23 protein-coding genes and 1 tRNA gene are annotated in these 23,525 nt (G+C 60.8%); 1 reads left to right on the top strand and 23 read right to left on the bottom strand.

From position 1 onward, the window contains the following. Positions 1-2: 2 nt before the first annotated feature. From trmD to rpsP, 4 genes are read right to left on the bottom strand one after another with little or no spacing between them, the layout of a single operon-like run. Complete coding sequence (gene trmD / locus DWZ22_RS04145) at positions 3-761, bottom strand: tRNA (guanosine(37)-N1)-methyltransferase TrmD (RefSeq protein WP_055285126.1); 759 nt, start codon at positions 759-761, stop codon at positions 3-5. A 10-nt stretch (positions 762-771) separates the two neighbouring features. Further along, the gene (gene rimM, locus DWZ22_RS04140) at positions 772-1,263 is read right to left on the bottom strand and encodes a ribosome maturation factor RimM (protein WP_233546451.1); all 492 of its coding nucleotides are present in this window, start codon (positions 1,261-1,263) and stop codon (positions 772-774) included. A 34-nt stretch (positions 1,264-1,297) separates the two neighbouring features. Beyond that, entirely contained in the window at positions 1,298-1,543 is a 246-nt protein-coding gene (locus tag DWZ22_RS04135) for a KH domain-containing protein (protein WP_117806340.1), read from the bottom strand. Between the two features lie 42 nt (positions 1,544-1,585). Then, positions 1,586-1,927, bottom strand: coding sequence for a 30S ribosomal protein S16 (rpsP, locus tag DWZ22_RS04130; protein ID WP_022094749.1), 342 nt, complete (start codon positions 1,925-1,927; stop codon positions 1,586-1,588). A 201-nt stretch (positions 1,928-2,128) separates the two neighbouring features. Between rpsP and dinB the strand changes: the two genes are divergently transcribed. Further along, positions 2,129-3,382 (top strand): DNA polymerase IV, encoded by a 1,254-nt coding sequence (dinB, locus tag DWZ22_RS04125; protein ID WP_187361901.1) that lies wholly within the window; start codon positions 2,129-2,131, stop codon positions 3,380-3,382. 98 nt (positions 3,383-3,480) lie between these two features. Here dinB and rsfS read toward each other — a convergent pair whose 3' ends face one another. The 19 genes from rsfS to DWZ22_RS04030 all read right to left on the bottom strand — a co-directional run bounded on the left by rsfS (position 3,481) and on the right by DWZ22_RS04030 (position 23,488). After that, positions 3,481-3,936, bottom strand: a complete 456-nt coding sequence (rsfS, locus tag DWZ22_RS04120; RefSeq protein WP_118405507.1) for a ribosome silencing factor — start codon at positions 3,934-3,936, stop codon at positions 3,481-3,483. A 27-nt stretch (positions 3,937-3,963) separates the two neighbouring features. Next, positions 3,964-4,575, bottom strand: a complete 612-nt coding sequence (gene yqeK / locus DWZ22_RS04115) for a bis(5'-nucleosyl)-tetraphosphatase (symmetrical) YqeK (RefSeq protein ID WP_118405506.1) — start codon at positions 4,573-4,575, stop codon at positions 3,964-3,966. Between the two features lie 9 nt (positions 4,576-4,584). Next, positions 4,585-5,262 (bottom strand): nicotinate-nucleotide adenylyltransferase, encoded by a 678-nt coding sequence (gene nadD, locus DWZ22_RS04110; RefSeq protein WP_089573445.1) that lies wholly within the window; start codon positions 5,260-5,262, stop codon positions 4,585-4,587. A gap of 3 nt (positions 5,263-5,265) precedes the next feature. After that, entirely contained in the window at positions 5,266-6,732 is a 1,467-nt protein-coding gene (obgE, locus tag DWZ22_RS04105; protein WP_199583448.1) for a GTPase ObgE, read from the bottom strand. Between the two features lie 85 nt (positions 6,733-6,817). Further along, the gene (gene rpmA / locus DWZ22_RS04100; protein WP_006236075.1) at positions 6,818-7,075 is read right to left on the bottom strand and encodes a 50S ribosomal protein L27; all 258 of its coding nucleotides are present in this window, start codon (positions 7,073-7,075) and stop codon (positions 6,818-6,820) included. A 33-nt stretch (positions 7,076-7,108) separates the two neighbouring features. Further along, entirely contained in the window at positions 7,109-7,483 is a 375-nt protein-coding gene (rplU, locus tag DWZ22_RS04095; RefSeq protein ID WP_035138585.1) for a 50S ribosomal protein L21, read from the bottom strand. A gap of 67 nt (positions 7,484-7,550) precedes the next feature. Continuing rightward, positions 7,551-8,363, bottom strand: a complete 813-nt coding sequence (locus DWZ22_RS04090; protein WP_118405504.1) for a TIGR03936 family radical SAM-associated protein — start codon at positions 8,361-8,363, stop codon at positions 7,551-7,553. After that, positions 8,360-10,237: a TIGR03960 family B12-binding radical SAM protein gene (locus tag DWZ22_RS04085; protein WP_118405503.1), complete on the bottom strand. Its 1,878-nt coding sequence runs from the start codon at positions 10,235-10,237 to the stop codon at positions 8,360-8,362. Before DWZ22_RS04085 ends, DWZ22_RS04090 begins: the two co-directional genes overlap by 4 nt. A gap of 10 nt (positions 10,238-10,247) precedes the next feature. Then, on the bottom strand, positions 10,248-11,177 hold the full coding sequence (locus tag DWZ22_RS04080; protein WP_118405502.1) for a YcjF family protein: 930 nt from the start codon (positions 11,175-11,177) through the stop codon (positions 10,248-10,250). 18 nt (positions 11,178-11,195) lie between these two features. After that, on the bottom strand, positions 11,196-12,422 hold the full coding sequence (locus DWZ22_RS04075) for an FtsW/RodA/SpoVE family cell cycle protein (RefSeq protein WP_117799077.1): 1,227 nt from the start codon (positions 12,420-12,422) through the stop codon (positions 11,196-11,198). Positions 12,423-12,431: 9 nt separating this feature from the next. Further along, positions 12,432-14,501: a penicillin-binding protein 2 gene (gene mrdA / locus DWZ22_RS04070; protein WP_118405501.1), complete on the bottom strand. Its 2,070-nt coding sequence runs from the start codon at positions 14,499-14,501 to the stop codon at positions 12,432-12,434. A gap of 13 nt (positions 14,502-14,514) precedes the next feature. Next, positions 14,515-15,081 (bottom strand): rod shape-determining protein MreD, encoded by a 567-nt coding sequence (locus tag DWZ22_RS04065; protein ID WP_022094761.1) that lies wholly within the window; start codon positions 15,079-15,081, stop codon positions 14,515-14,517. Positions 15,082-15,092: 11 nt separating this feature from the next. Then, positions 15,093-16,034, bottom strand: coding sequence for a rod shape-determining protein MreC (gene mreC / locus DWZ22_RS04060; protein ID WP_118405500.1), 942 nt, complete (start codon positions 16,032-16,034; stop codon positions 15,093-15,095). Between the two features lie 78 nt (positions 16,035-16,112). Next, entirely contained in the window at positions 16,113-17,144 is a 1,032-nt protein-coding gene (locus DWZ22_RS04055; protein WP_006236061.1) for a rod shape-determining protein, read from the bottom strand. Positions 17,145-17,271: 127 nt separating this feature from the next. Further along, the gene (locus tag DWZ22_RS04050; protein WP_055309859.1) at positions 17,272-18,576 is read right to left on the bottom strand and encodes a tetratricopeptide repeat protein; all 1,305 of its coding nucleotides are present in this window, start codon (positions 18,574-18,576) and stop codon (positions 17,272-17,274) included. An 11-nt stretch (positions 18,577-18,587) separates the two neighbouring features. Continuing rightward, positions 18,588-19,130: a peptidylprolyl isomerase gene (locus tag DWZ22_RS04045; RefSeq protein ID WP_055249980.1), complete on the bottom strand. Its 543-nt coding sequence runs from the start codon at positions 19,128-19,130 to the stop codon at positions 18,588-18,590. 107 nt (positions 19,131-19,237) lie between these two features. Then, positions 19,238-20,380, bottom strand: coding sequence for a zinc ribbon domain-containing protein (locus DWZ22_RS04040; protein ID WP_158573293.1), 1,143 nt, complete (start codon positions 20,378-20,380; stop codon positions 19,238-19,240). 231 nt (positions 20,381-20,611) lie between these two features. Continuing rightward, a complete protein-coding gene (locus tag DWZ22_RS04035; RefSeq protein ID WP_118405498.1) occupies positions 20,612-23,335 on the bottom strand; it encodes an HAD-IC family P-type ATPase in 2,724 nt (907 codons plus the stop codon). A gap of 76 nt (positions 23,336-23,411) precedes the next feature. Continuing rightward, positions 23,412-23,488 (bottom strand) — tRNA-Arg (locus DWZ22_RS04030). Positions 23,489-23,525: the final 37 nt, after the last annotated feature.

Here is a 23,525-nt window from a genome sequence, read left to right as displayed (position 1 = left end):
ACTCACTCCTCGCTCTGCGAATACGAAGCGTCAAGGATCTCCTGAGCGTAAGCGCGCTCCTCGGGCGTAAGCCGCGCCGTCTCGATCAGGTCAGGGCGCCAGCGGCAGGTACGCTCGATGGCGTTCTTGCGACGCCAGGCATCGACCTTGGCGTGATCACCGCTCACGAGCACTGGAGGCACGCCCTCGCCGTTGAACTCGGCAGGACGGGTGTACTGCGCGTACTCGAGCAGACCACCGTCCTCGGCAGTCGAGAATGACTCGTCCACGTTGCTCATCTCGTCACCAAGGGCGCCGGGAATTAGGCGTACGACGGCATCGGCAACGACCATAGCGGGAAGCTCGCCGCCCGTGAGCACGTAATCGCCGATCGACAGACGCTCGTCGGCATACGCATAGGCACGCTCGTCGACACCCTCGTAACGGCTGCAAACAAACAGCAGACGCTCACTTTTGAGCAGGCGCTCGGCCACATGCTGCGTAAAGGGTTCGCCGCAGGGAGTGAAGAACACCACCGTGGGCTTGGGGCCCTCCGCGCTAATGGCCTCGATGGCCTCGGCGATAGGCTCGACCTTCATGAGCATGCCCTGCCCGCCGCCGTACGGCTCGTCATCGACGGTACGATGGCGGTCGTGCGTCCAGTCACGCAGGTTATACGCCTTAAAATCAAAAAGGCCGGCCTTGCGGGCGCGGCCCAAGATCGACGTGGACATAACGGGCTCAAACATCTCGGGAAAGACCGAAAGGGTCTCAATCAGCATGTTGTCCTCCCTACTTGTCCATATCGATCAAGCCATCCATCACGTGGACGGAAATTGTTCCTGCATCGGGAAGATCGAGCACGACCTGCTCGATCACGGGAATCAGTACCTCGCCGTACCGATCGCCTTCGACAACCCAAACATCGTTGGCAGGCGTCGACATGATCTCGACAATCGTGCCGAGCGAACCGAAGCGCTCGTCGACCACCTCGCGACCCATCAGGTCGGTATAGGCGGCGTCGAGCGAATCGAGCTCAAAGTCGTCACGATTTGCCAGCACATAGCATCCCGTGATGCCCTCGGCGGCCGTCAAGTCGTCAATGCCCTCAAACGAGACCAGATCGCCATCGCCCGTATCGGTGACGGACACGACCGTGCAAAAGCGGTCGCGCTTGAGCGCCGGCGGCGTCAGGGCGACGCGCATACCCGGCTCTAATACAGAAGGAAGCCCCCGCAGCGGCTGCGCGAGGACCTCCCCCTTCCTTCCGTGCGGCTTGACCACACGGGCGATGTTTTTGTACTGGGACCTCAAGGTCCTAGCCCAGAACCTCTACCTCGACAGCAGTGTCGAGGCGAGCGGCCAGTGCACGGGCGAGCGTGCGAATGGCCTTGATGGTACGGCCACGACGGCCGATGACCTTAGCGACGTCATCCTCGGCGACAGAAACCTCAATCATAGAGGCGTCATCACCATCAATGACCTCAAGGCTCACGGAATCCGGGTCGTCGACGATCTGAACAACGAGATATTCGACGAGATCGGCGATGCGATCTGAGAGCATTGCCTCACCCTCGAGCTGTGCAGCGTCAACCTCAGGCACGATTTACTCCTCGGCGCCCTCAGCGGCCTCAGCGGCAGCCTTAGCGGCCTCGGCCTCTTTGGCGAGCTGCTTCTTGGACTTCTTGACGACGGTCTCGGTCTTCTCGCCCTCGTTGGCGGCCTTGACCAGAGCGGCGACGGCGTCGGTGAGCTGAGCGCCCTTGGACTGCCAGTCGGCGATCTTCTCGAGGTCGAGGTTGATGGTCTTGGGGGCGGTCATCGGGTTGTAGCGGCCAACCTCCTCGATGATACGACCGTCACGCGGGGCGCGGGAATCGGCGACGACGACACGGTAGTACGGACGCTTCTTAGCGCCGTGACGAGCAAGGCGAATCTTGACTGCCAAAGGAAACTCCTCCAACCAAGCAGCTTTAGGCTGCAACTACAAACAAACAGTTGAACATAATACGCCATCGACGCGGGCAGGTGAAGTCCGTGAGACCAACTTCTTCGGTGTAGTCGAGGGCAAATCCATATCTTAGACAAGAATTCGGGATTTGCAAGCACATACACGCACCCCACATGAGCTGCGCGGTATACTCATGACATGGAAAGACGCGAACATACATACGGTTATGAGGATGCCATGGGCGTCACGCCGCCTCCCTGGACGGGTCCGGCGGTGGGCCTCATGGACCTCGATGCGTTTTTTGCGAGCGTGGAGATGCTCGATCATCCCGAATGGCGCGGAAAGCCGCTCATCGTGGGCGGAGACGCCGATTCGCGTGGCGTCGTGTCCACGTGTTCGTATGAGGCGCGCCGCTTTGGCGTGCACTCTGCCATGGCCTCGGCCGAGGCGCGGCGCTTGTGCCCGCAAGCCATTTGGACGCACGGGCACTTTGATCGCTACCGCGAGGTGAGCGCGCAGGTCATGGCGATTCTTGCCGAGGAGACGCCGCGCGTTGAGCGCGTATCCATCGACGAAGCCTTTATCGATATCACACCGGGTCGCTTTGCGCCCGAGGACCCACTGCTGGTTGCACGGCGTATAAGCGACCGTGTGGCAGCGCTGGGAGTGACGTGCTCCATTGGCGTGGGCTGCAACAAGACGGTCGCAAAGATCGCAAGCGAGCGTGACAAGCCGTTTGGATTGACGATTGTGCGCCCCGGAACCGAGCAGCGCTTTTTGGCCGCGCTGCCGGTATCTGCCATGAGCGGCATCGGGCGCTCGGCCGAGGAGCGACTGCGCCGTATGCGCATCTACACGCTCGGCGAGCTGTCACGCGCGCCGGAATCCACCTTGGCCTCTATTTTTGGCGTCAACGGCGAACGTATGCGTCAGCGTGCGCTGGGACTTGAAATCTCCGAAGTCACGAGTCTCGATGAAGAGCGCAAGATCAAGTCGGTCAGCAATGAACGCACCTTTGCGAAAGATTTAACTGAGCGCGGAGACATCGAAGCGGCGATTGCACTGTTGGGCGAGTCAGTTGGACGCCGCCTGCGCCGTCAGGGACTGACGGGCGGCACGGTAACGCTCAAGCTCAAGTATTCGTATGGCAGCGGGCGTACGGCACAGCGCCGGCTGCCTCATCCGACCGACGATGAGAACATCTTTGTGGCGGTTGCGCTCGAACTGCTCGACAACATCTGGCAGGAAGGCATGCATGTTCGCTTAGCGGGCATCGGCATGAGCGACTTCGACCACCAAGGCGGCATCCAGACCGACCTGTTCTGCGAAGTCGACGACCGCGGAGCCCAATCCAGCGACCGACGCGACCTCTCGGTTGCTATCGACGCCGTCCGAGACAAGTTCGGCGACACCGCCCTATCCTTCGGCCGCCAATCCCGCTTCAACGATTAACCGCCTTTGGGCAAAAAGAAAGCCGGGCAGGTACGGAAAACCGCAACTGCCCGGCAAAATGCGCGAGGCCAACTAAAAGCCCTGTATCAAATGAGCCACTAGAGGAGGTCGAGGGGGAGCTGGGGGGCGTCGCCCCAGAGCTTTTCTAGGCGGTAGAAGTCGCGGGCTTCGGGAGTGAAGACGTGGACGACAACCGAACCGTAGTCCATGAGCATCCAGGTCTTCTGCTCACGGCCCTCGATGGAGAACGGATGCTCGCCGCAAGCCTCGGCGACCTTCTCCTCGATCTCGTCGACGATCGAATCGACCTGGCGGTTGTTGGTACCGGTGGCGAGCACAAAGTAGTCGCACACATCGGAAAGCTCGGTCAGGTCGAGCACCTGAACGTCCTCGCCTTTCTTGTCGTAGGCGGCCTGCGCGGCGGCGCGGGCGACATCCTCGGCGGCAACACCGCTCGCGGACAGCGAGGCGGCAGTGCGGTCGGACGTGGCAGCGAAACTCTTGTGCTCCACACCTTCAAAAATCTGCTCGTCGGTCATGGTCTCGTCGGCCATGGAATACCTCTTTCTAGACAGCCCGAGCTAGCGCAGCTGGGCGTAATGGTTGTAAATCGTAATAGCTGTGGGATAAAGATAACGCCCGGTCTGGATCACATAGACCAGACCCTGCGCAAAACAGGAGAAGAACAACTCGTCGAGCGAGGACTTCCCCACCATCTTGCGCAGCGCATGGGCATAGTCGCCGTGACGGTTGGGCTCGATGGCATCGGCCACAAAGACCACCATATCGAGCGGCGTCATGTCGCAAGCGCCTACGGTGTGACGGTCGACAGCCTGGAAAACGGCCGGCGACAGCTCGGGAAAAAGCTGCGGAAGCTCATAGGCGGCAACAGGGCCATGCAAAAGCGGCGTCGCAGCGGAAGGAGAGCCGGCAACCTTGATGCCATAATGAAGCGCGCGGGCCACGAGCTCGTCATCGGAAAGCACCTTGTCCCAGTCGTGAATCAAGCCGGCGGCAGCAGCATTAAAGCGGTCAACGCCATAGACCTCGGCCAGATGAAGTGCGGTCTCGGCAACACCAAGCGAATGCACATAGCGCTTGCGCTTATCCTTCATGCGAACATCGAGCAACTCTTGAATGCGCTTGAGCAGCGCGCGCTCATCGCCCTCAAACAGATCCTCTACCGACAACATAGACCCCCATCACTCAAAATCTTCTTGGCCCAAATCGGCATATAGCCTGCGTTTGCGAATGTAGCCGAGCACGGACTCGCTCGTAAGATAGCGCACACTCATACCGCGAGCAACACGCTTGCGAATGTTCGTCGAGCTGATCGCCAGCGCCGGAATCTGAATATAGCGCACGTCAAACGGCAGGCCCGACTCTTTGATGCGGGCACGCGCCGTATCGATATCAAAGCCCGGTCGCGTCGCCGCAATAAAGGTAGCAAGCTCAGCGATTCGTTCGGCATCATGCCAGGTCACAATATCGATAATCGCGTCGGCGCCCGTAATGAAGTAGAGCTTTACCTGCGGCGGGTAAAAGTCGCGAAGGGCATGAAGCGTATCGGCCGTATAGGTTACGCCCGGACGGTCGATCTCGAACCGGCTCGCCAAAAAGGCCGGGTTCGCGGCGGTGGCGAGAACCGTCATGGCATAACGGTCCTCGGCAGGCGTCACCGGCTTGTCAAGCTTAAAGGCAGGCGTGCCCGCCGGCATAAAGAGCACGGCATCCAAGTCGAGGGACTCGCGCGCCTGCTCAGCGGTCACCAGGTGTCCGTAATGGATGGGATCAAAGGTGCCACCCATAATGCCAAGCCTAAACTCCTGCCCGTCCTCTAGAGGAAGCTCGGGCAGACCGATTCCACCGCGCAGCGACATGGCTTACTCGCCCTCCGGGGTCTCGACATCGTCCGCGAGGTCTGCCACATCGACAACCTCGACGCCCTCATCCGCAGCATCGGCCACGTCAATGGCCTCAACGGCAACGTCCTCGCCAGCATCATCGAGCTCCTCGTACTCCGAGAAGTCCTCGGCGCCCTCAAAGTCAAAGGCACGCTGGCAAATACGGACCTCATCGCCCGCACGGCAACCGGCCTTCTCGAGCGCGTCGTCGACACCCATACGCGCAAACTTATGCTGCAGGTAAATGACGGCTTCCTCGTTTTCCCAGTCGGTCTGGATGACCATGCGCTCAATCGCGCGACCAACCACACGGAAGGCACCGGGCTCTTCCTGGACAATGCGGAACCGCTTCTCACGCTGCAGGCGGCGGCGCTCCCACTCATCGTCGCGCAGAACGACCGGCTCATCGGAGACCGCCAGCTCGGCGCGAAGCTTAGCCACCTGCTCGCCCACGGCAAGCATCAGCGTGTTGAGGCCGGCGCCAGTCACGGCGGACACGGCAAAGAACATATGGCCATCGTCGAGCGCTGCACGCTTAAGGTCGGCAATCTTGTCGGCCGTGCCCGGCGCATCGCACTTGTTGGCGACAACGATCTGCGGACGCTCCGAAAGCTCGGCGCCATACTGCTCGAGCTCACGGTTGATGATGCGGTAATCCTCAACCGGGTCGCGATCCTCAAAACCGCCCGTCATGTCGACGACATGCATGATCAGGGCCGTACGCTCAATGTGGCGCAGGAACTGGTGGCCCAGGCCCTTGCCCTCGCTCGCGCCCTCGATCAAACCAGGAACGTCGGCAACGACGTAAGAATACTCACCGGCACGCACCATGCCGAGGTTCGGCACAAGCGTGGTAAACGGATAGTCGGCAATCTTGGGACGGGCGGCACTCATACGCGCGATGAGAGAGGACTTGCCAACCGAGGGAAAGCCCACGAGCGCGGCATCGGCCATAAGCTTCATCTCGAGCTCAATCCAGTGCTCCTCGGCCGGTTCGCCCAGCTGAGCAAACGCGGGCGCGCGGCGCACCGACGTCACAAAGTGCGTGTTGCCCAGGCCGCCGGCACCGCCGGGAGCCACGACAACGCGCTCGCCGTCGTGAACCAAGTCGGCAATCTCGAACATCGGGGTCTGCGTCTCGGGGTCGAGCTCGCGCACCACGGTGCCCATGGGAACCTTCAAGATAAGGTCCTCGCCGCTCTTTCCGTTGCGGCGGGCGCCCTGACCGTGCGTTCCGCGCTCGGCACGAAAATGATGCTTAAAGCGGTAATCGATCAGCGAAGACAGCTGAGCGTCGGCCTGGATGACGACGTTGCCGCCACGACCGCCGTCGCCGCCATCGGGGCCGCCCTTGGGGACAAATGCCTCGCGCCTAAACGACATGCATCCGGCTCCGCCGTCGCCGCCGCACACGTTAATGCGGCTGATATCGGTGAACTGTGACAACAGAATCGCCTCCTACAAAAAAGAAGGAGACCCTTGAATCCTAAAACTCAAGTGCCTCCCACATATGTGCTCTATGAAGGGTGAATTACGCGTTCGCGAGCGGGCGTACGCTGACCCTGTGCTTGATACCCTTGTGGAACTCAACGGTACCGTCGACCAGCGCGAACAGCGTGTCGTCCTTGCCACGGCCAACGTTCTCACCCGGGTGGATGTGAGTGCCGTGCTGACGGACGAGAATCGTGCCCGTGGTTACCGTCTGGCCGGCATAGCGCTTCGTGCCAAGGCGCTGACCGCGGGAGTCACGGCCATTACGGGAGGAACCGAGTCCTTTTTTGTGTGCCATTGTGTATACCTACTCTTTCGTTACGAGTGTAATCTACTCGGCGACGGGAGCCTCGGCAACAGCCTCGGCCTCTGCCTTGACAGCCTTCTTGGCGCGGGACGTAGCCTGGACCTTCACGATCTTCAGCTTGGTGAGCTGCTGACGGTGACCCTTCAGACGACGATAGCGCTTACGCTTGTGGAACTTGAAGACCAGCTGCTTCTCGCCCTTGAACTGCTCAACGATCTGAGCGGTAACCTTGGCCTTGGCCAGCTTGTCGGGATCGGTGACGATCTTCTTACCATCGTTGAGGAAGATAACCGGCAGGGTGACCTTGTCGCCCTCATTGCCCTCGATCTTCTCGACGGTGATGACATCGTCGGTGGCGACCTTGTACTGCTTGCCGCCCGTGTTAACGATTGCGTACATGTTTACTTGCCCTTCATGCATCAGTTAGTGCAACAGCCGAATATAGTAGCAGGCGAAAATACCCCCGTCAACGAGTATGTGGAGCAAATCCACAAGTTCGCACAGGTATGGGGCTGACGAGTCGGCCCTCGTCGTCCTCGCATGCTTGATTCTGACGCTCGACATCGTAGGAGCAGATGGTCACGAGGTCTTGCATACCGGTGGAAACAATAGGTGCATCCACGCCCGGGGTCAAGCCCTGCAACAAAACATCAGCAGCAGAAAGCAAAATTTCCGGACGCATGGAACCCTCGTTGTCGGCATGGGTGTCGAGCATAAGCACCAGATGATCCGGGCGCTCCCCCGCCGTGAGCCCATAGCCCACGAGCGTGTGATCCAAATCCAAGCGCTTGCTCTTTTTGCCACGCGCGTAGTCGATGCCATGGTCCGCGCGCAGCGTGTCGATCGCACGACGCACCTCGTCGGCGCTTACGGGCGTCTCGGGATCCAAGTACAGGTCGATGCGATACGACAGGCGCGTGAGCTGCGCCGTCAATGCCGGCGTGCGCACGTCGATGTACGCCGCCTCGATGGGCGCCAGATCGGCCGGAGACGCCGCAGACAGGCGCTCAAACGCCTCGTCGAGCGCCACGAACTCGGTCATAAACAGGTCATACCACTCGCAGGTCGACGACGTACCAACCGGTAGCGCCGAAGAGAAGCCCACGCGCATGTGCGGAGAGAAGCCCTGCGTGACGGCATAGGGAAGTCCCGCACGGCGCACGATGCGCTCAATGGTATGGATCACTTCGAGATGGCCCAGGTACTTAAGGCGGTCGCGCTTGCCATAGCGAACACGAAGCCTAAAGAGCGAGGGGTTGTCGGTCAGGCGCTCACTCATGCGCGATCACCCATCAATACATTCTTGGCGTGGAGCGTGGGGCAGATCCCGCAGCCGGTGCACGACGTGCGGGTGCAGTCGGGAGTCGTGACGCCCTCGAGCGAGCGACGGTACTCGCGCTCGAGGAAGCCGCGCGTGCAGCCGGGGCTCACGTGCTCCCACGGCAGGCGCCAGTTCAACTCGTAGGGCAGGTGCACGAGCTCATTGAGGTCGATGCCGTTTTTGGCAGCAGCTTCCTTCCAGTTATCGAGCGAGAAATGCTCTACCCAGGCGTCAAAGCGAGAGCCCGCGTGCCAAGCATCGATGATGACGGGCGTCATGTCGCGACCGGCGCGGGACAGCGCGGCCTCGATGAGCGAAGTCTCGGCATCGTGGTAATGCACACGGACGGCACGGTTGCGAACGCTCGTGACAAGCAGCTTCTGGCGACGCTTGACGTCGTCGTAGTCGAGCTGCGGGCACCACTGGAACGGCGTGGCAGCCTTGGGGATAAAGACCGAAACCGAGATCGACACCGAGATCGAGCCGCGACGAGCCTTGGGCACCACGGAACGACCGAGCTCCAGCACGTGATCGGCCAGATTGGCGATGGCCACGATGTCCTCGTCGCGCTCGCCGGGAAGGCCCATCATAAAGTAGAGCTTCATGCGGTTCCAGCCGGCCTCGAAGGCCGCCTTGGCCGCACGGTCCAGGTCCTCCTCGGTCACGTTCTTGTTAATGATGTCGCGCATGCGCTGGCTGCCGGCCTCGGGCGCGAACGTCAGTCCGCCCTTCTTTTCGCCGGCGACCGACTCGGCCATATCCACGCCAAACGAATCCAGGCGCTGCGACGGAATAGATACGCGAATACCCGTATCCTCCAGGCGACGGTTGAGCCTGCCGAGCACGTCGCGAATGCAGGAGTGGTCAGTCGTGGAGAGCGAGGTCAGCGACACCTCGTCATAGCCGGTCTTTTCCAGACCCTGAATCACCGACGAGACGATCTGGTCGGCCGAGCGCTCGCGCACCGGGCGATACGTCATGCCGGCCTGACAAAAACGACAGCCGCGGGCGCAGCCGCGCAGGATCTCGATAGACAGGCGGTCGTGAACCAGCTGCGCATAGGGTACGCACGACTGCGACAGCGGATTCGTGGCGCCGAAATCCTCGACGACGCGCTTGTAGACCACGGTCGGCGCATCCTTGCCTTCACGCGGCACGGTGTAGCCATGCGGCGAGCAGGGCTCGTCGTGACGAACCTCATAGAGCGACGGCACGTAGTTGCCGGCAATGGATGCAAGCTGCTCAACAATCTGCGCGCGCGGGACCCCTTCGTCACGCAGGCGGCGATGCAGCTGGCAGGTCTCGAGCAGCGATTCCTCGCCCTCGCCGATGAGGATGGCATCGAAGAAGGCCGCGTACGGCTCGGGGTTGTACACCGAAGGACCACCGGCGATGATAATGGGATCGTCCTCAGTGCGGTCGGCCGCTAACAGCGGAATGCCAGCGAGGTCGAGAGCCTCGAGGAAGTTCGTCACCGCCATCTCGTGCGGCACATGTAGGCCGACAATATCAAACGAAGCGACCGGCGCTGCACCTTCGAGCGACAGCAGCGGAATACCCGCCTCGCGCATGGCGTCACCCATATCGGGCCACGGCACATAGCCGCGTTCGCAGGAGATGCCCTCGGCCTGGTTAAGAATGTTGTAGAGGATGGCGATACCCTGGTTGGGCAGACCGACCTCGTATACGTCCGGATAGATCAGGCAACAACGGTAATCGGCATCGGCCTTGGAAAGCGTGCCCCACTCGTGATCGATATAGCGGCTCGGTTTCTCGACCTTGGCGAGCAGCGGCTCAATTAAATGAAAACAGTCTTGGTATGCAACGCGCAACGGAAAACCCCTAAGCAGCGAGATCGGATGCGTCCTGATAGGACGCCATAGGACGGGTAGCGCCCGCGACCGTGGTCACCAGATCGCGAACGCGGGAGAACGTGGCAGTGACTACCTCGTTGGCACGGCTGTAGTCGACATCGCGCTCGTAGAGCGAAACGAGCGCACGGCCCATGCCGTAGGTGCCCGCGGCAGCAGTGAGCGCCTTGACGGCAAACCCAATATGCGGCGTCTGCTTGACGAGCGCGCGGGTGACCGCGCGGATCACAAGACCGCCGGCAAGCACGCCAGCGACCTCGTAGCCGCGCTCAGGCTTAATGCCGCGTCCAAAGACGGCAGCGAGCTCAAAGAGCATGCCCACCTGCGCCAGCGCCATAACGGGATAATCGGCGCCCGGCAAAAACACCAGCGCACCGGTCGCCATATTGGTGAGCGCGCACGAGGTGATGATACGATTGGCCGCCGCGATGCGCATGAAGGCAAAGTTCGCCGCAAAAGCCGTTTCCTTTTCGGTGCGATCGAGAATCCAGCGGGCAAGCGTCTCGAGCAGATACGTCTTATCGTTTGCCGCTACCACGCCGAGCACAGGCGTGGACTCCTCGATAAACGGCACCTCCACAGCAGACTCGGCAAGCACGCACACGGGGGCGCCGGCGATCACGAGCTCCTGCACGGCACTCTCCAAGCGGTCGGAGCCGCACGAGAGCACCAGCACCACATCGGTATCGGTCTTTGGAGCAATTCGCTCCACCCCCAGACGCTCGACGCGCACAATGCCCGAGGTCGTCTGCGGTACAAAGGCGTCACGCACCGTCTCGGCCAGAAAGCGCGAGGCGGACGAATCCAAATAGACCGAGACGCGCACCGGCGTATCGGAATCCTTCTTAACGGACGCGCCCATCTTAAAAGCGCGGGTCAGCTTATCTACGGGAATTTTCATAGCAAACCCCTCCAGCGGTTACGCGGCGCCCGAACGATGCCGCCATATGGATTGTACGATACCCACCGTCAGCAGCTGAATCATCATCGAAGACGAACCGAAGCTAATAAACGGTAGCGGAATACCGGTAATCGGCATCATGCCGATGCACATGCCGATGTTTTCGAAGGTCTGGAACGCCCACATGCCAACGATGCCCACACACGATAGGCGCAAGAACAGCGACTCACACTTAAAGGCGACGCGAATCGTCGAAAAGATCAGCAGCACGTAGAGGCACAGGAGCAAAAAGGAACCGCAAAAGCCAAAGGTCTCGGACAGGAAGGCGAAGACGAAGTCGGTGTGGAACTCAGGCAGAAAGCCGCCGGCCGACTGCGTCGCATGGCCCAAACCCTTACCAAAGAAGCCACCCGAGCCAACGGCGATAAGCGACTGCTGCAGGTTGTAGGCATCGTCCGAATCGGCATTATCGGGGTCGATAAAGACCGTCAGACGGTTCATCTGATACTGCTTGATGAGCACATCGTGGCCGAGCAACGAATCAAAGACCGAATCGAGCGCCAGGACGAGGGCCACCAGGCCCACGAGCAGGGCTAGGGTCGACAGCACCCATTCGCGGCGCGCACCGCTCATACAAATGACGATGGCGCCCGAAACCAGCACGACCAGGCCCGAGCCCAGGTCGCCCATGGCAACGACGGCCAAAAACGGAATGGACAGCATGCCGCAGAGCTTGACGTAGTCGCGAGCGGTATCGATACGACCGTTATACTGCGAGCCAAGCGTAGCAATAAAGAAGATGGTGATGAGCTTGGCAAGCTCAACCGGCTGGAATGTCAAGCCGATACCGGGAATCTTGATCCAGCCCGTCATGCCCAGACCGCCCGTATAGGACAGGCCCGGAATCTTGGGCGAAAAGATCACGATCAGGTCGATGACGAGCAACGCCGTCGAGAAATTGGAAATACCGCGCAGGTCGATACGCCAGACCAGCACCGCCAGCACCGCACCGATGCCAATTCCCAGCAGATGGCGTGAGAACGAGGCATCGGCCTTAAACTGCGAAGCCGACCAGATAATGATGGCACCGTAGGCGACAAGCGCCACAGTAGCCACGAGCACACCGATATGCACCTTTTGGCGAAACGTGCCGCGCGAAGCCGAAAGTTGCTTGTTGACGCGGTCCAGGCTGCTGCGAGAGCCGGTCTTGGTTGAACGGAACAGATCCGCCGGAGAAAAATCCATCGCAACCTCCTATCGAACCGAAGAATCGCCCGAGGCCGAAGAGGTATCGGGCTCGTCATAAATCACGCCGAGCACGTCGCGCACGACATGCATCGCGGTATCTGAGCCGCCGCCGCCCTGCTCCAGGACAGTAGCGATGACATACTTGGGATCATCGGCCGGTGCATAGGCGCAGAACCACGCGTATTCGTCCTCGCCGCTTTTCTCGCCCGTGCCCGACTTGCCGTATACCTGCGGCGTCAGGGTGCCAAAGTGAGCCGCCAGGGACGTCGATGCCGTGTAAATCACGTCGTGCATGCCGTTGCGAACAAGAGCCAAATCCGAATCGCTGTTGATCTTGGCCTCCAGGCGCTTCTTCTTGCCCTTGCCGTTGTACTTATAGGCATCGCCGTCGCCATCGCGCGACACGGCAGACAAAAACACGTGAGGCACGTACTGTTTGCCGCCGTTGGCAAGACCCATATAGGCACACGCCATCTGCAGGGGCGTCACCAGGATGTCACCCTGGCCGATGGCAATGTTGGTCATATCGCCGGCATTCCACTTGCGGTCCTCGGCAGAGGCGTCGGTGAAGTACGACTCTTTCCACTCGGCATCGGGAATACGGCCCGCGCCCTCACTCGGCAGATCGATACCACAGGTCTTGCCTAGGCCCCAGCGACGAAAGACCTCCTGCAGGCCCTCGGGATGTTGCTCGTCATAGAAGAACGCCTTGCCCATGTCGTAGAAGACGGGGTCGCACGAGTTGGCGATACCCGACTGCAGCGTCATGGTGCCGTGGCCGGAATGCAGCCAGCAGTACTTTCCCCACGACTTGCCCAGACCCGTCCAATAACCCGTGCAGTTGGTCGTCTGCCCCGACGTGTAGGTTCCAAACTCAAGACCGGCCAGCGCCGAGAGCGGCTTGATGGTCGAGGCCGACATGTACTGTCCGCTAATGGCGCGGTTGAGCAGCGGGTGCGAACCCTTGTCATCATTGAGCTCGGTCCACACGTCATTTGAGACGCCGCCGATAAAGACGGACGGATCGAACTTGGGCTGGCTCGCCATGCCCAGGATCTCGCCATTGTTGGGATCGAGACACACTACAGCGCCGTTGCCGGCATTGCTGTAGCCAGTGGTCTTGGCAAGCTCGATAGCGCTCGCCAGCGCCGTCTCGCAGGCCTGCTGGATCTTAAGGTCGAGCGTGAGCTTAATGTCGGAGCCGGCCTTCGCGGGCACGGCGCCGGCCTGGCCGGTCACATTGCCCGAGGCATCGACCTTGACGGTCTGCTCGCCACGAATACCCTGCAGCAGGTTTTCGTAGTAGCTCTCAACGCCCGCCTGGCCCACGATATCGCCCGACTGGTACGTAATCTTGCCAGCAGAAGCATCATCATCGCCAGAGGTTTTCTTATTCTGAGCCTCGAGCTGCTCGGAGGTAATGGTGCCGGTATAGCCCAAGATATGGCATGCCGTCTCGCCATATGGATACTGGCGCTCGGTACGCTCGGCAATCTTGACGCCCGGGAACTCGCCGGCATGCTCCTGAATATAGGCAACCGTGGAGCGACGGACGTCCGTCGCGATGGTATGCAGGCTCTGAGCGCCCTCTGTATTGTCCTGAATATTGCGAAGGACCGCCACGTAAGGCATTCCAAGCACGTTGGCAAGATGGCGAACCAGAACCTCATCCTCGGCAAGGTCGCGGTAGGCCACGACAGCAAGTGAGGGACGGTTCTGGACAAGCGCCACGCCATTGCGGTCGAGGATGCGGCCGCGCACAGCGGGAGTGGTAACGGTGCGAGTCTGATTGCTATTAGCCTGCTTCTCGTAATAGTCCGACGAGACCATCTGCATGCCCCACAGCTTGACGGCAAGCGCCGCAAACATCGCGCCCACACCCGTGGTGAGGATGGAAAAACGGCCCTTAAAGGCGGTCGCCGCGGTATTGCCCTCGCCCTCGGTGGCGCGCGGGGCCGTTCCATGCTGCGTATCGTAGGTAAAACGGGAATCGCCGCGACGCATGATGACCAGCGCGACCACGATGGCCACAACCAGCACGATACCGGCGATAATAACCGTCAACTGGGAAGACATCTACGGGCCTCCCCTATTTGAGCTTGCGGGTCTTGGGCTTAAAGCGCATACCCGTCTGGCGTCCGCCACGTGCGGAGAATCCATAGCCGGACTGCGGCACGACGCCGGACATCAAAAACGGAATGGCAACCAGACCCGTCAGGATCGAGGACGGCAGCGCATGGCCGAAGATCGCCACGACAAAGCTCGTCTCCAAACCCATAAACAGCAAGATGATGCTGTAGATCACATTAATGACGAGCGCAAAGGCGCCCACAGTGACGCCGCGCGCACTCGGGGTACCGCCCGTCTGACCGACGGCGCTGTGCACCAGGGCAAAAGAACCCACGGTCAGCAGGAGCGACATAACGCCCACCGGCACGGCAGCGGACAGGTCATAAAACAAGCCGCTGCAAAAACCGCACACGACGGCACGGGTCGGGTCGCCCGAGAACACGCTTAGGCACACCAGGATAATCATGAAGTTGACGCGACCGCCCGCAATGGAGATCTGCGGTGCCAGGCCTGCCTGCAGCAGCACGCACACGATGGCGGCGATCACAAACGTGCGGGAGCTCATCCCCTGCTCGTGTAGATCCATGGACATGCCCCCTATTCGCTCGAGCCGGAATCGGCCGTCTCGGACGTGTCGGAACTGTCATCCGAGCTCTCGTCCTTCGTCTTGGTCGCAGCATCGCGCGACGTTCCCTGCGGCGTGCTGTTGGCCGTGCTCACGTCCTCATCCGAGGCCGACTGTTCATCGGTCAGCGAGGTAATGACCAGCACTTCCTCGTTGTTCTCGGCCGTCGTCTGAGCGCGCACCACAATGGTGTAGTACACATCGTTTGCCGATTTCTCAACCGACGAGACGGTGCCGAGCGGAAGGCCCTTGGGGAACACGCCACCGATGCCCGAGGTCACGATGATGTCGCCAACCTTAACATCGGAGTCGACGCTCACGTACTCAAGACGCAGCGTGCCGTCAGCCTGACCCTGCAGCATGCCCTGGGCGCGCGTGTCCTGCACCATGGCGGACACGCCCGAGTTCTCGTCGCCAATCAGGCGCACGGTGGACGTCTTGGCCGAGACTTCGATGATCTGTCCGATAACACCGGCCGAACTCGTCACAGGCATGTTGATGGAAAGCCCGTCGGCAGAACCCTTGTCGATGGTTACGGTCGAAGTCCAGGCATCGCCCGAGGCACCAACGATACGAGCTGCGGTCGATTTGAGGTTGTAGGTCGACTGCAGGCCGACCAGCCCCTCCAGACGCTCAGCAGTCTTTTGGGCCTCGGAGAGCTCGGCGACCTTAGAGGTCAGCTCCTCATTTTGCTTCTTAAGCTCGTCAAGCGTGTCCTGCGACGCCGTAAGGTTAGAGAACACGTTGCCGATCGCATTGAAGGGAGCCGCCACAGCCGAGCCCACAAAGCGTATCGGCGAGGTAATCGTCGTCACGCCCGAACGCACGGCATGAATCGGCCCTGCCTCGCCCTCGCGGATGTAAAACGTGAGCAGCAACACCGAAACCAGGCTGAAAACAATCAACGGGCGCATACCCGTTGATTGTCGCTTGGTATTCAAATTTGTGGAGAAACCCGAAGATCGTGCCAAATGGAATCCACCTTTTGGAAATTAAGCATTGGTCTGGACGAAGCCGCCATCAAACGCATTGGCCTCGAGCACGCGGGCACAGCCATTAACGACGTTATCGAGCGCCGTGGGGCTAACGTTGACCGAAACGCCGGTCTCATCGCGCAGGCGCACGTCGAGACCGCGCAGCAGCGCGCCGCCGCCGGTCAGCAAAATGCCGTAGTACATAAGGTCCGAGGCAAGATCGGGAGGCGTAGCGTCGAGTGCGTCCTTGACGGCCTTGGCCATCTCGTCGAGCGGCTTGTTGAGTGCGCGACGAATCTCCTCGCTCTCGATGCGCACGGTCTTGGGCAGACCGGTGATCACGTCGCGGCCGTTGACCTCGACGTCGAGCTCGTCCTTGAGCGGCACGGCGGAGCCGACCTTGATCTTGATGTCCTCTGCCGTACGCTCGCCGATGGCCAGGTTGTAGGCATCGCGAACGTGCGTGAGGATAGCCTGGTCGAACTCGTCGCCGGCAATACGGATGGACTGCGAAACGACGATGCCGCCCATAGCGATAACGGCAACCTCGGTAGTACCGCCACCGATGTCGATAACCATGGAGCCGGTGGGCTCCTCGACGGGCAGGTCGGCGCCGATGGCGGCAGCCATAGGCTCTTCGATCAGATAGGCCTGGCGGGCACCGGCCTGGATCGTGGCCTCAAAGACAGCGCGCTTCTCGACCGACGTGACGCCGGAGGGAACGCAGACGACAACGCGCGGACGCGGGGTCCACGGATAGCGCTTCTCGGAAGCCTTGTCGATAAAGTAGCGAAGCATGGCTTCGGTAACATCGAAGTCGGCGATGACGCCGTCCTTCAGGGGACGAACGGCCACGATGTTGCCGGGCGTACGGCCGAGCATGCGCTTTGCCTCGATACCGACCGCCAGGATGCGCTCGTCGTTCTTGTCGATGGCGACTACAGAGGGCTCGCGAATGACGATGCCCTTGCCGCGCACGGAGACAAGCGTATTTGCGGTACCGAGGTCGATGGCAAGATCGCCCGCATAGCTACCGAAGAACATATCCATCAAAGAAAACAACGCAACTCCTGATGTGTTGGATGATTGCTGGAAAACTACTAGCTCATGATACTAGCGCAAGCCCGGCACCTCACTTGCGGTGAAGCGCCGGGCAAAGCTAAATCCCATAAGGTCACTACTGGTTGTCAGCAGCCGAGAAATCCATATCGAGCGAGGAAACGGCCCAGCCGATATGGTTGTCGGAGCGCACGAATTTGACGGTGTACTCCTGCTCGCCGCCCTTGGACAGCGATGCCTTCACCTTAGCGGTCGTCTCGGTCATGGACTGATCCATGCCCTCGACGGACACGGTGGCACCCTGCGGAATCGAAGAGATGATCATCGACTTGGCGTCCTCGGACAGGCTCGAGGCCAGGCAAGACTCGGCCTTTGCGGTGTCACCGTCGCCGGCAGCCTGGAACAGATCGGTAACGACAGACTCCTGGGACGGGAAGCCAAAGCCGCGCGTGTAGGCAAAGCCCAGACCGCCCGCGGCGATCAAAATGAGCAGAAGCAGCACGATGAAGACTTTGAGACCCGTGTGGCGATGGCGACGACGGACCTTGGCCTGCTTACGGTCCTGACGGTCCTGCTGGACCATCTCGGACTCGGACAGCGTAAAGAAGCCGGTGTCCGAGGGATCGGGCATAAACTGACCGGTCGCGCCCGTAGGATCGAGCGGATCAACGGCAGGAGCGTCCATCGCGGGCGCCGGAGCCGTGGCCATAGCCGTCTGGGCAGACAGCGCGGCAAGCGAATCGTGCACGCGGGCAAGCTCGTCGGCCTGCTCGGAGGTGAGCTGGTAGATGCCATCGGCAGTAGCGGCGTTAAAGGCGTCGAGTGCGTCGGAGGGACGGCCGGCGGCAGAAAGCGCCTGACCCATGCCGGCGTTGAGCGCACGCGTGTCGTCGCGGGGGCCGGCAAAGTCGATAGCCGTGCGGTAGGTCTCCACGGCATCCGCCGGACGGCCGAGTTTAATGAAGCAACGACCGAGCTCGCCGAGTGCGGCGGCAGGAGCCGGATTGGCGCCGTCGATGGCGGCCTGACGGAAGGCAGTACCCGCGTTGGCATAGTCGCCCGACTGGAACAGCGCATTGCCCAGGCCCAGATAGGCCTTAAACGGCGTGGCATAGGAAGCATCCTGCGTAGCAGCAGAGAACGCCTGAGCGGCCGTCGTGTAGTCGCCCACGGCGGCGAGCGCCTTGCCGCGGTTGGTGAGCAGCGCACCGCGCTTGCCGTAGGTGCCGTCGTTGAGGGCGGCGGCATAGGCCTCGGCGGCCTCGGCATACATGCCCAGGTGCATCAAGGCGTTACCACGAAGGTGATCGGCCTCGCCCATAATCTCATCGGGAGTCTTTGCCGCCCCAAGCATCTGGGCTGCAGCGGAAAAATCACCCGCGCGGTAAGCGGCGCGGCCCTGTTGGATCAGCTGGCTATTCAAGGAAGTCCCCTTTACTCGTGAACGATCTCGACATGGACGATCTCGTCGCCGGCACGCAGCTGCGAAATCACATCGAGACCCTCGACCGTGGTACCAAAGACGGTGTAACCGGAATCGAGGTTATGCTGGGCGCCCAGGCAGAAGTAGAACTGCGAACCCGCGGAATCGGGGTCCATGGAGCGTGCCATGGCAAGGGCACCATCGACATGGCTGTTGCGCGGATTGGTGGCAAACTCGCCCTTGATGCAGTAGCCGGGGCCACCGGTACCGGGCATGCCGTCGGGGCCCTCAAGACCGGCAGCGACGTCGGCGCCGGACATGTCGCGGGTATTGGGGTCGCCGCCCTGGATAACAAAACCGGGCACATAGCGATGAAACTTAAGGCCATCATAGAAGCCCATCGTGGAAAGCTCGCAGAAGTTCGCGACATGAATGGGAGCGCCCTCGCCGTCAAACTTGACCTTGATGGTACCCTTCGACGTCTCGATTACGGCGCACTCGTCGCCGACAAGCTGATACTCGGGCGTGTAGAGCTCTTTCTTAAAACCAAACATGTGGTTCCTTCCTCGTACGTTTAAAGCATATTTGTACGAATTGTAGCAATAAGCATGCGCTTACATCAATTGCGCACGTAGGTTATGCCGACTATGGCGAACTAATTTTAGGAACGCTGCTGCGGCTTCCAGGAACCCACATTGGCATCGTACTGGTTCAGCGCGCTGTTGCCGCCCTGCGCGATGGGCGCCAGGATCTCGCTTTGGTGGGAACTCATCGACTCGCCATCGGGAATGGCCAGCGAGATATCCCAGCTCTGGCAGATCACGTCGACGCGCTCATACATCCACTCGGCAAGCTGCTTTAAGTGGGCGATGTCATCCGCATAGACCGTATCGTCCTGTACTTTCAGGTTGTTGAGCTCATCTTGCGTCTTTTTGATCTGGTCGCGCAGGGCGTAGGCACTCTGCGACAGCTCCTGACGGGTGGACAGCGGCGTTCGGAGATAGCCGTTGTTAAAGGAATCGATGACCTCGCCGATCTGATCCTCGTCAGCGTAGGACACGATGGTCTGATACAAACCGTCGAGCCTGGTATAGAGCTGATCATCGGTGAGCACGGTTTCTTCCTGGACCACCTCGGCAGAATCGCCCTGCTTGGTATCGTCCTCAGTGGCCTCGCCCTTTTGGCGCGTGGGGAAGGTGGTTTGTGCAGCTTGGCCAAACTGGTCGTAGAAGCCAGGCATGACACCCATGGGATCGGTCGTCACGAACCAATAGGCACCGCCGCACACGACGGCAAGGACCGCGATGATAATGAGCGGCTTAGGAATATGACGCTTATGCTTGTGATAGGCGTCCTCGTCGGGGTGCACCTTGCGCTTGGACTTTTGAGCATCGTCATGCAGGGAAACGGGCGTGGGGATATCGACCTTGGGGATACCGAAATCCATATCGAAAGCCGGCAGCACGCAAGTCTCATTGGGGTCGGCGGCGTCCGAAAGCACCGCAGCGGCAGAGGCCGGCGCATGCGGCACCTCGGTATCGATCTGCTCTCGCGTTAGGCGCGGAAAGCCCGCCGTGCGGCCCGCTGCCAGGTCGGATGCGGCCGCGTCCTCGGAGAGGATGCCCGGAGCGGGGCGTCCGCATTTGGGGCACGTACGATCATGCGGAGAAAGACGGGCACCGCAGCCCTCACAGAACACGAACTCGGTGTGCTCGGGACCATCGCCCGGACCCACATAGGCGTTGCAGTAGGGGCAGAACGAGGCGCCGTCCTCGATAGTCTTAAGGCAATGCGGGCAGATCACGGCATCCTCTTTTCGAAGCAATTCAAACAATCGAGGTTAGAGCATAACATCGCCACGGCCCCACAGGAGCAAGGCACCAATTCAACATCGGAGGGTAGCTAATTTGGGACGGGGCTTTTTTAGCTGCCCTGGCCGCCAATTGGCCAAATCGATCGCGCCATCAGCCTGGGGGCCATCAGCCGGGGTAGCTAAAAAAGCCCCGTCCCAAATTAGCTACCCTGTAAGGTGCGGTTACAACTTCTTTTTCTTGGGCATCGAAACTTTGATGCCTTGGGCGGACTTGGTTACGCGGGAGCGCTTGGCGCCTGTGGGCTTCTTTTTCTTGGGCTGGGCCTGGGCCACGCCCTCGAGTGCGCGGGCCTCGGCCTCGCGAGCGGTGCGATCTTCGCGGCGCTGCGCCATGTCGGCGGCGACGCGCTTGGCAAAACGCTCCGCCGTCGAACCCGTCGAGCTCACCTTGCCGCCACCGCGACCCAGGCGGACGCGCACACCGCGGCCAAAACCAGTTGCGGCATGACGACGACGCGGCTTGAGCGAATCCATCATCGTGGCGAGCTTAAAGAACACCGAGCAGGTAAAGACCACGATGACAGCCAAGATAACCATCTGGCCCATCGACAGGTTGGCAATAGACAGCAGCTCCGGGAATCCGATAACGCCCACCAGGATGCCGGCGACTACAAACACAAAGAGCACCACACGTAAGGGCGTGAGAGGCTGCGAAATACGCCAGATCAGGCTGACGCTCGCCGCGCACGACGTAAGCAGGCACATCGTAGACAGCATGAGCTGGCTAAAGCCAAACACGCGCGCCACAAAGATATCGAGCACCGCAGCCAAAATGACCGCAATCGAAGCCGGCAGTGCCCGCTTGAGCACGTTCGTCAGGAACGACCCCTTCACGCGAGCATTGTTGGGCTCCAGGCCCAACACAAAGCCCGGCGCGCCAATACAGAAGAAGTTAATGAGCGTCATCTGGATGGGCTCGAAGGGGTACGGCGGCAGCGCGATGCACAGCGCCGCCAGGCCCATCGAGAACAGCGTCTTGGTCAGGAACAGCGAGGCCGAACGCTGCAGGTTGTTGATGGAGCGACGGCCCTCTGCCACCACGGCGGGCATCGAGGCAAAGTCGTTGTCGACGAGCACGATCTCGGCCACGTTACGCGCGGCATCGGAGCCGGCCGCCATGGCGACGGAGCAGTCGGCCTCCTTGAGCGCCAGCACGTCGTTGACGCCGTCGCCCGTCATGGCCACGGTGTGCTCGCGGCGCTTGAGCGCCTGCACGAGCTCGCGCTTCTGCTGCGGGGTCACACGACCAAAGACATGATAGCGGTCCACTGCGGCATCGAGCTTGGCCGGCGTATCGAGCGTCGTGGCGTCCACATAAGCGTCCGCCCCCGGCACGCCCACCACGCGCGCGATCGACGACACCGTACGCGGGTCGTCGCCACTGATCACGTTGAGGGTCACGCCCTGCTCGTTAAAGTAGCCGATGGTCTCGGCCGCCGAGGTACGAATCTCGTCGTGGATGGTCACAAAGCCCACGGGCTCGGCCTCGCCCACCATATCGCCATCGGGCGTAAAGCCGTCCACGCGCGCCACCACGAGCACGCGGCAGGTATCGGCAAGCTCGGCGACACGGTTCTCGACCTGCGAAAACACACGCTCCGAAAGCACAAACTGCGCGGCGCCCATCACATAGGAGCCCTGCGCAAAAGAAGCGCCACTCCATTTTTTAGACGACGAGAACGGAATGACCGACAGCGGCTCAGACACCTCGACCGGGCGATCAGCGTAATAGTTGAGCAGCGCCTGGCAGGTCTCGTTGGCATCTGCCGAAGTCGCACGGGCAACGTTTGCCAGGGCAAAATCGAGCACCGTGGTATCGACGAGAACAGCCGCCTCGTTCTCCCCCACGCCCAGGGCAACGCCCTCAACCGGCAGCGGATACGTGCCCTCGACCTCCATGCGGCCCGACGTGATGGTACCCGTCTTGTCCAGGCACAGCACGTCGACGCGAGCGAGCGTCTCGATGCAGTAGAGCTGCTGCGCCAGCACCTTGCGGCGGGCCAGGCGCACCGTGGCGATGGCGAGCACCGACGAGGTCAGCAGCACCAGGCCTTGCGGAATCATGCCCAACAGGGCGCCCACCGTGGACAGCAGCGCCGACGAAGGCACATGGCCAGCCAACAGCTCGGAGAAGCACCACGAAAGCGCGCTATCGCCCGGGGTTCCCGCGGCATCCCACAGCTCGCTCACACTCGAGGCAAACAACGCCAAACCGAGCGGGATCATGATGATGCTCGCAAAGCGCACGATGGCGTTCAGCGCGTTCATGATCTCGGAACTGACCTTTTTGACGTACTTGGCCTCGTTATTAATTTTGGCCACGTAGTTGTCGGCGCCAACATGGATCACGCGGGCGCGCAGCAGGCCCGAGTCGATAAAGCTGCCGCTCATGAGCTCGGAACCGGGCTGTTTCTTAATAAGGTCGCTCTCGCCCGTAAGCAGGCTCTCGTTGACGAGCGCCTCGCCCGAAACCACCACGGCGTCAGCGGGAATCTGGTCGCCGCGCCCCAGGCGGATGATGTCGTCGAGCACGATCTGGTCCAGGTCGAGCTCCACCTCGGCACCGTCGCGCACCGCGATGGCCTTCTTGGAGGTCAGCAGTGTGAGCTTATCGACCATCTTCTTGGAACGCATGGACTGAATGACGCCAATAGCGGTATTGAGGAACACCACGAACAGAAACGTCAGGTTCTTAAACGAACCGGTCAAAATGACCAGGAACGCCAAGATCACGTTGATCAAATTGAACAGCGTGCAGAGGTTCTCGATGATGAGCTCTTTGACCGACTTGGTCTTGAGCTCCATGTTGCGGTTGATCTTACCGGCGGCGATGCGCTCCTCGACCTCGGCGGTCGAGAGTCCGCGCTCGATATCCGTTGCTGCCATACCACGTCCCATCACGTCGCGTCGGTATAAGAAAAACCGCCCGGACCATGCGAGGTTCGGACGGTCTTACGTTCGATGGTGCCCCATGTTGGATTCGAACCAACGGCCTTCTGCTCCGGAGGCAGACGCTCTAATCCCCTGAGCTAATAGGGCCAACGTGTGGCATTATACCCAAGTGCACCACGGGCTA

It is taken from the genome of Collinsella sp. AF31-11 (genome assembly GCF_003475605.1).
Classification (GTDB): domain Bacteria; phylum Actinomycetota; class Coriobacteriia; order Coriobacteriales; family Coriobacteriaceae; genus Collinsella.
This window is presented reverse-complemented; position numbering and strand designations above follow the sequence as displayed.

Excerpts from the sequence above, each read along its gene's own strand:
- mreC (WP_118405500.1), bottom strand. The coding sequence starts at position 16,034 with ATGCGCCCGTTGATTGTTTTCAGCCTGGTTTCGGTGTTGCTGCTCACG.
- trmD (WP_055285126.1), bottom strand. The coding sequence starts at position 761 with ATGCTGATTGAGACCCTTTCGGTCTTTCCCGAGATGTTTGAGCCCGTT.
- rsfS (WP_118405507.1), bottom strand. The coding sequence starts at position 3,936 with ATGGCCGACGAGACCATGACCGACGAGCAGATTTTTGAAGGTGTGGAG.
- DWZ22_RS04135 (WP_117806340.1), bottom strand. The coding sequence starts at position 1,543 with ATGCTCTCAGATCGCATCGCCGATCTCGTCGAATATCTCGTTGTTCAG.
- mrdA (WP_118405501.1), bottom strand. The coding sequence starts at position 14,501 with ATGTCTTCCCAGTTGACGGTTATTATCGCCGGTATCGTGCTGGTTGTG.
- DWZ22_RS04035 (WP_118405498.1), bottom strand. The coding sequence starts at position 23,335 with ATGGCAGCAACGGATATCGAGCGCGGACTCTCGACCGCCGAGGTCGAG.
- DWZ22_RS04080 (WP_118405502.1), bottom strand. The coding sequence starts at position 11,177 with ATGAAAATTCCCGTAGATAAGCTGACCCGCGCTTTTAAGATGGGCGCG.
- DWZ22_RS04065 (WP_022094761.1), bottom strand. The coding sequence starts at position 15,081 with ATGGATCTACACGAGCAGGGGATGAGCTCCCGCACGTTTGTGATCGCC.
- DWZ22_RS04055 (WP_006236061.1), bottom strand. The coding sequence starts at position 17,144 with ATGGATATGTTCTTCGGTAGCTATGCGGGCGATCTTGCCATCGACCTC.
- rpmA (WP_006236075.1), bottom strand. The coding sequence starts at position 7,075 with ATGGCACACAAAAAAGGACTCGGTTCCTCCCGTAATGGCCGTGACTCC.
- yqeK (WP_118405506.1), bottom strand. The coding sequence starts at position 4,575 with ATGTTGTCGGTAGAGGATCTGTTTGAGGGCGATGAGCGCGCGCTGCTC.
- dinB (WP_187361901.1), top strand. The coding sequence starts at position 2,129 with ATGGAAAGACGCGAACATACATACGGTTATGAGGATGCCATGGGCGTC.
- DWZ22_RS04075 (WP_117799077.1), bottom strand. The coding sequence starts at position 12,422 with ATGGATTTTTCTCCGGCGGATCTGTTCCGTTCAACCAAGACCGGCTCT.
- DWZ22_RS04045 (WP_055249980.1), bottom strand. The coding sequence starts at position 19,130 with ATGTTTGGTTTTAAGAAAGAGCTCTACACGCCCGAGTATCAGCTTGTC.
- nadD (WP_089573445.1), bottom strand. The coding sequence starts at position 5,262 with ATGTCGCTGCGCGGTGGAATCGGTCTGCCCGAGCTTCCTCTAGAGGAC.
- DWZ22_RS04090 (WP_118405504.1), bottom strand. The coding sequence starts at position 8,363 with ATGAGTGAGCGCCTGACCGACAACCCCTCGCTCTTTAGGCTTCGTGTT.
- rplU (WP_035138585.1), bottom strand. The coding sequence starts at position 7,483 with ATGTACGCAATCGTTAACACGGGCGGCAAGCAGTACAAGGTCGCCACC.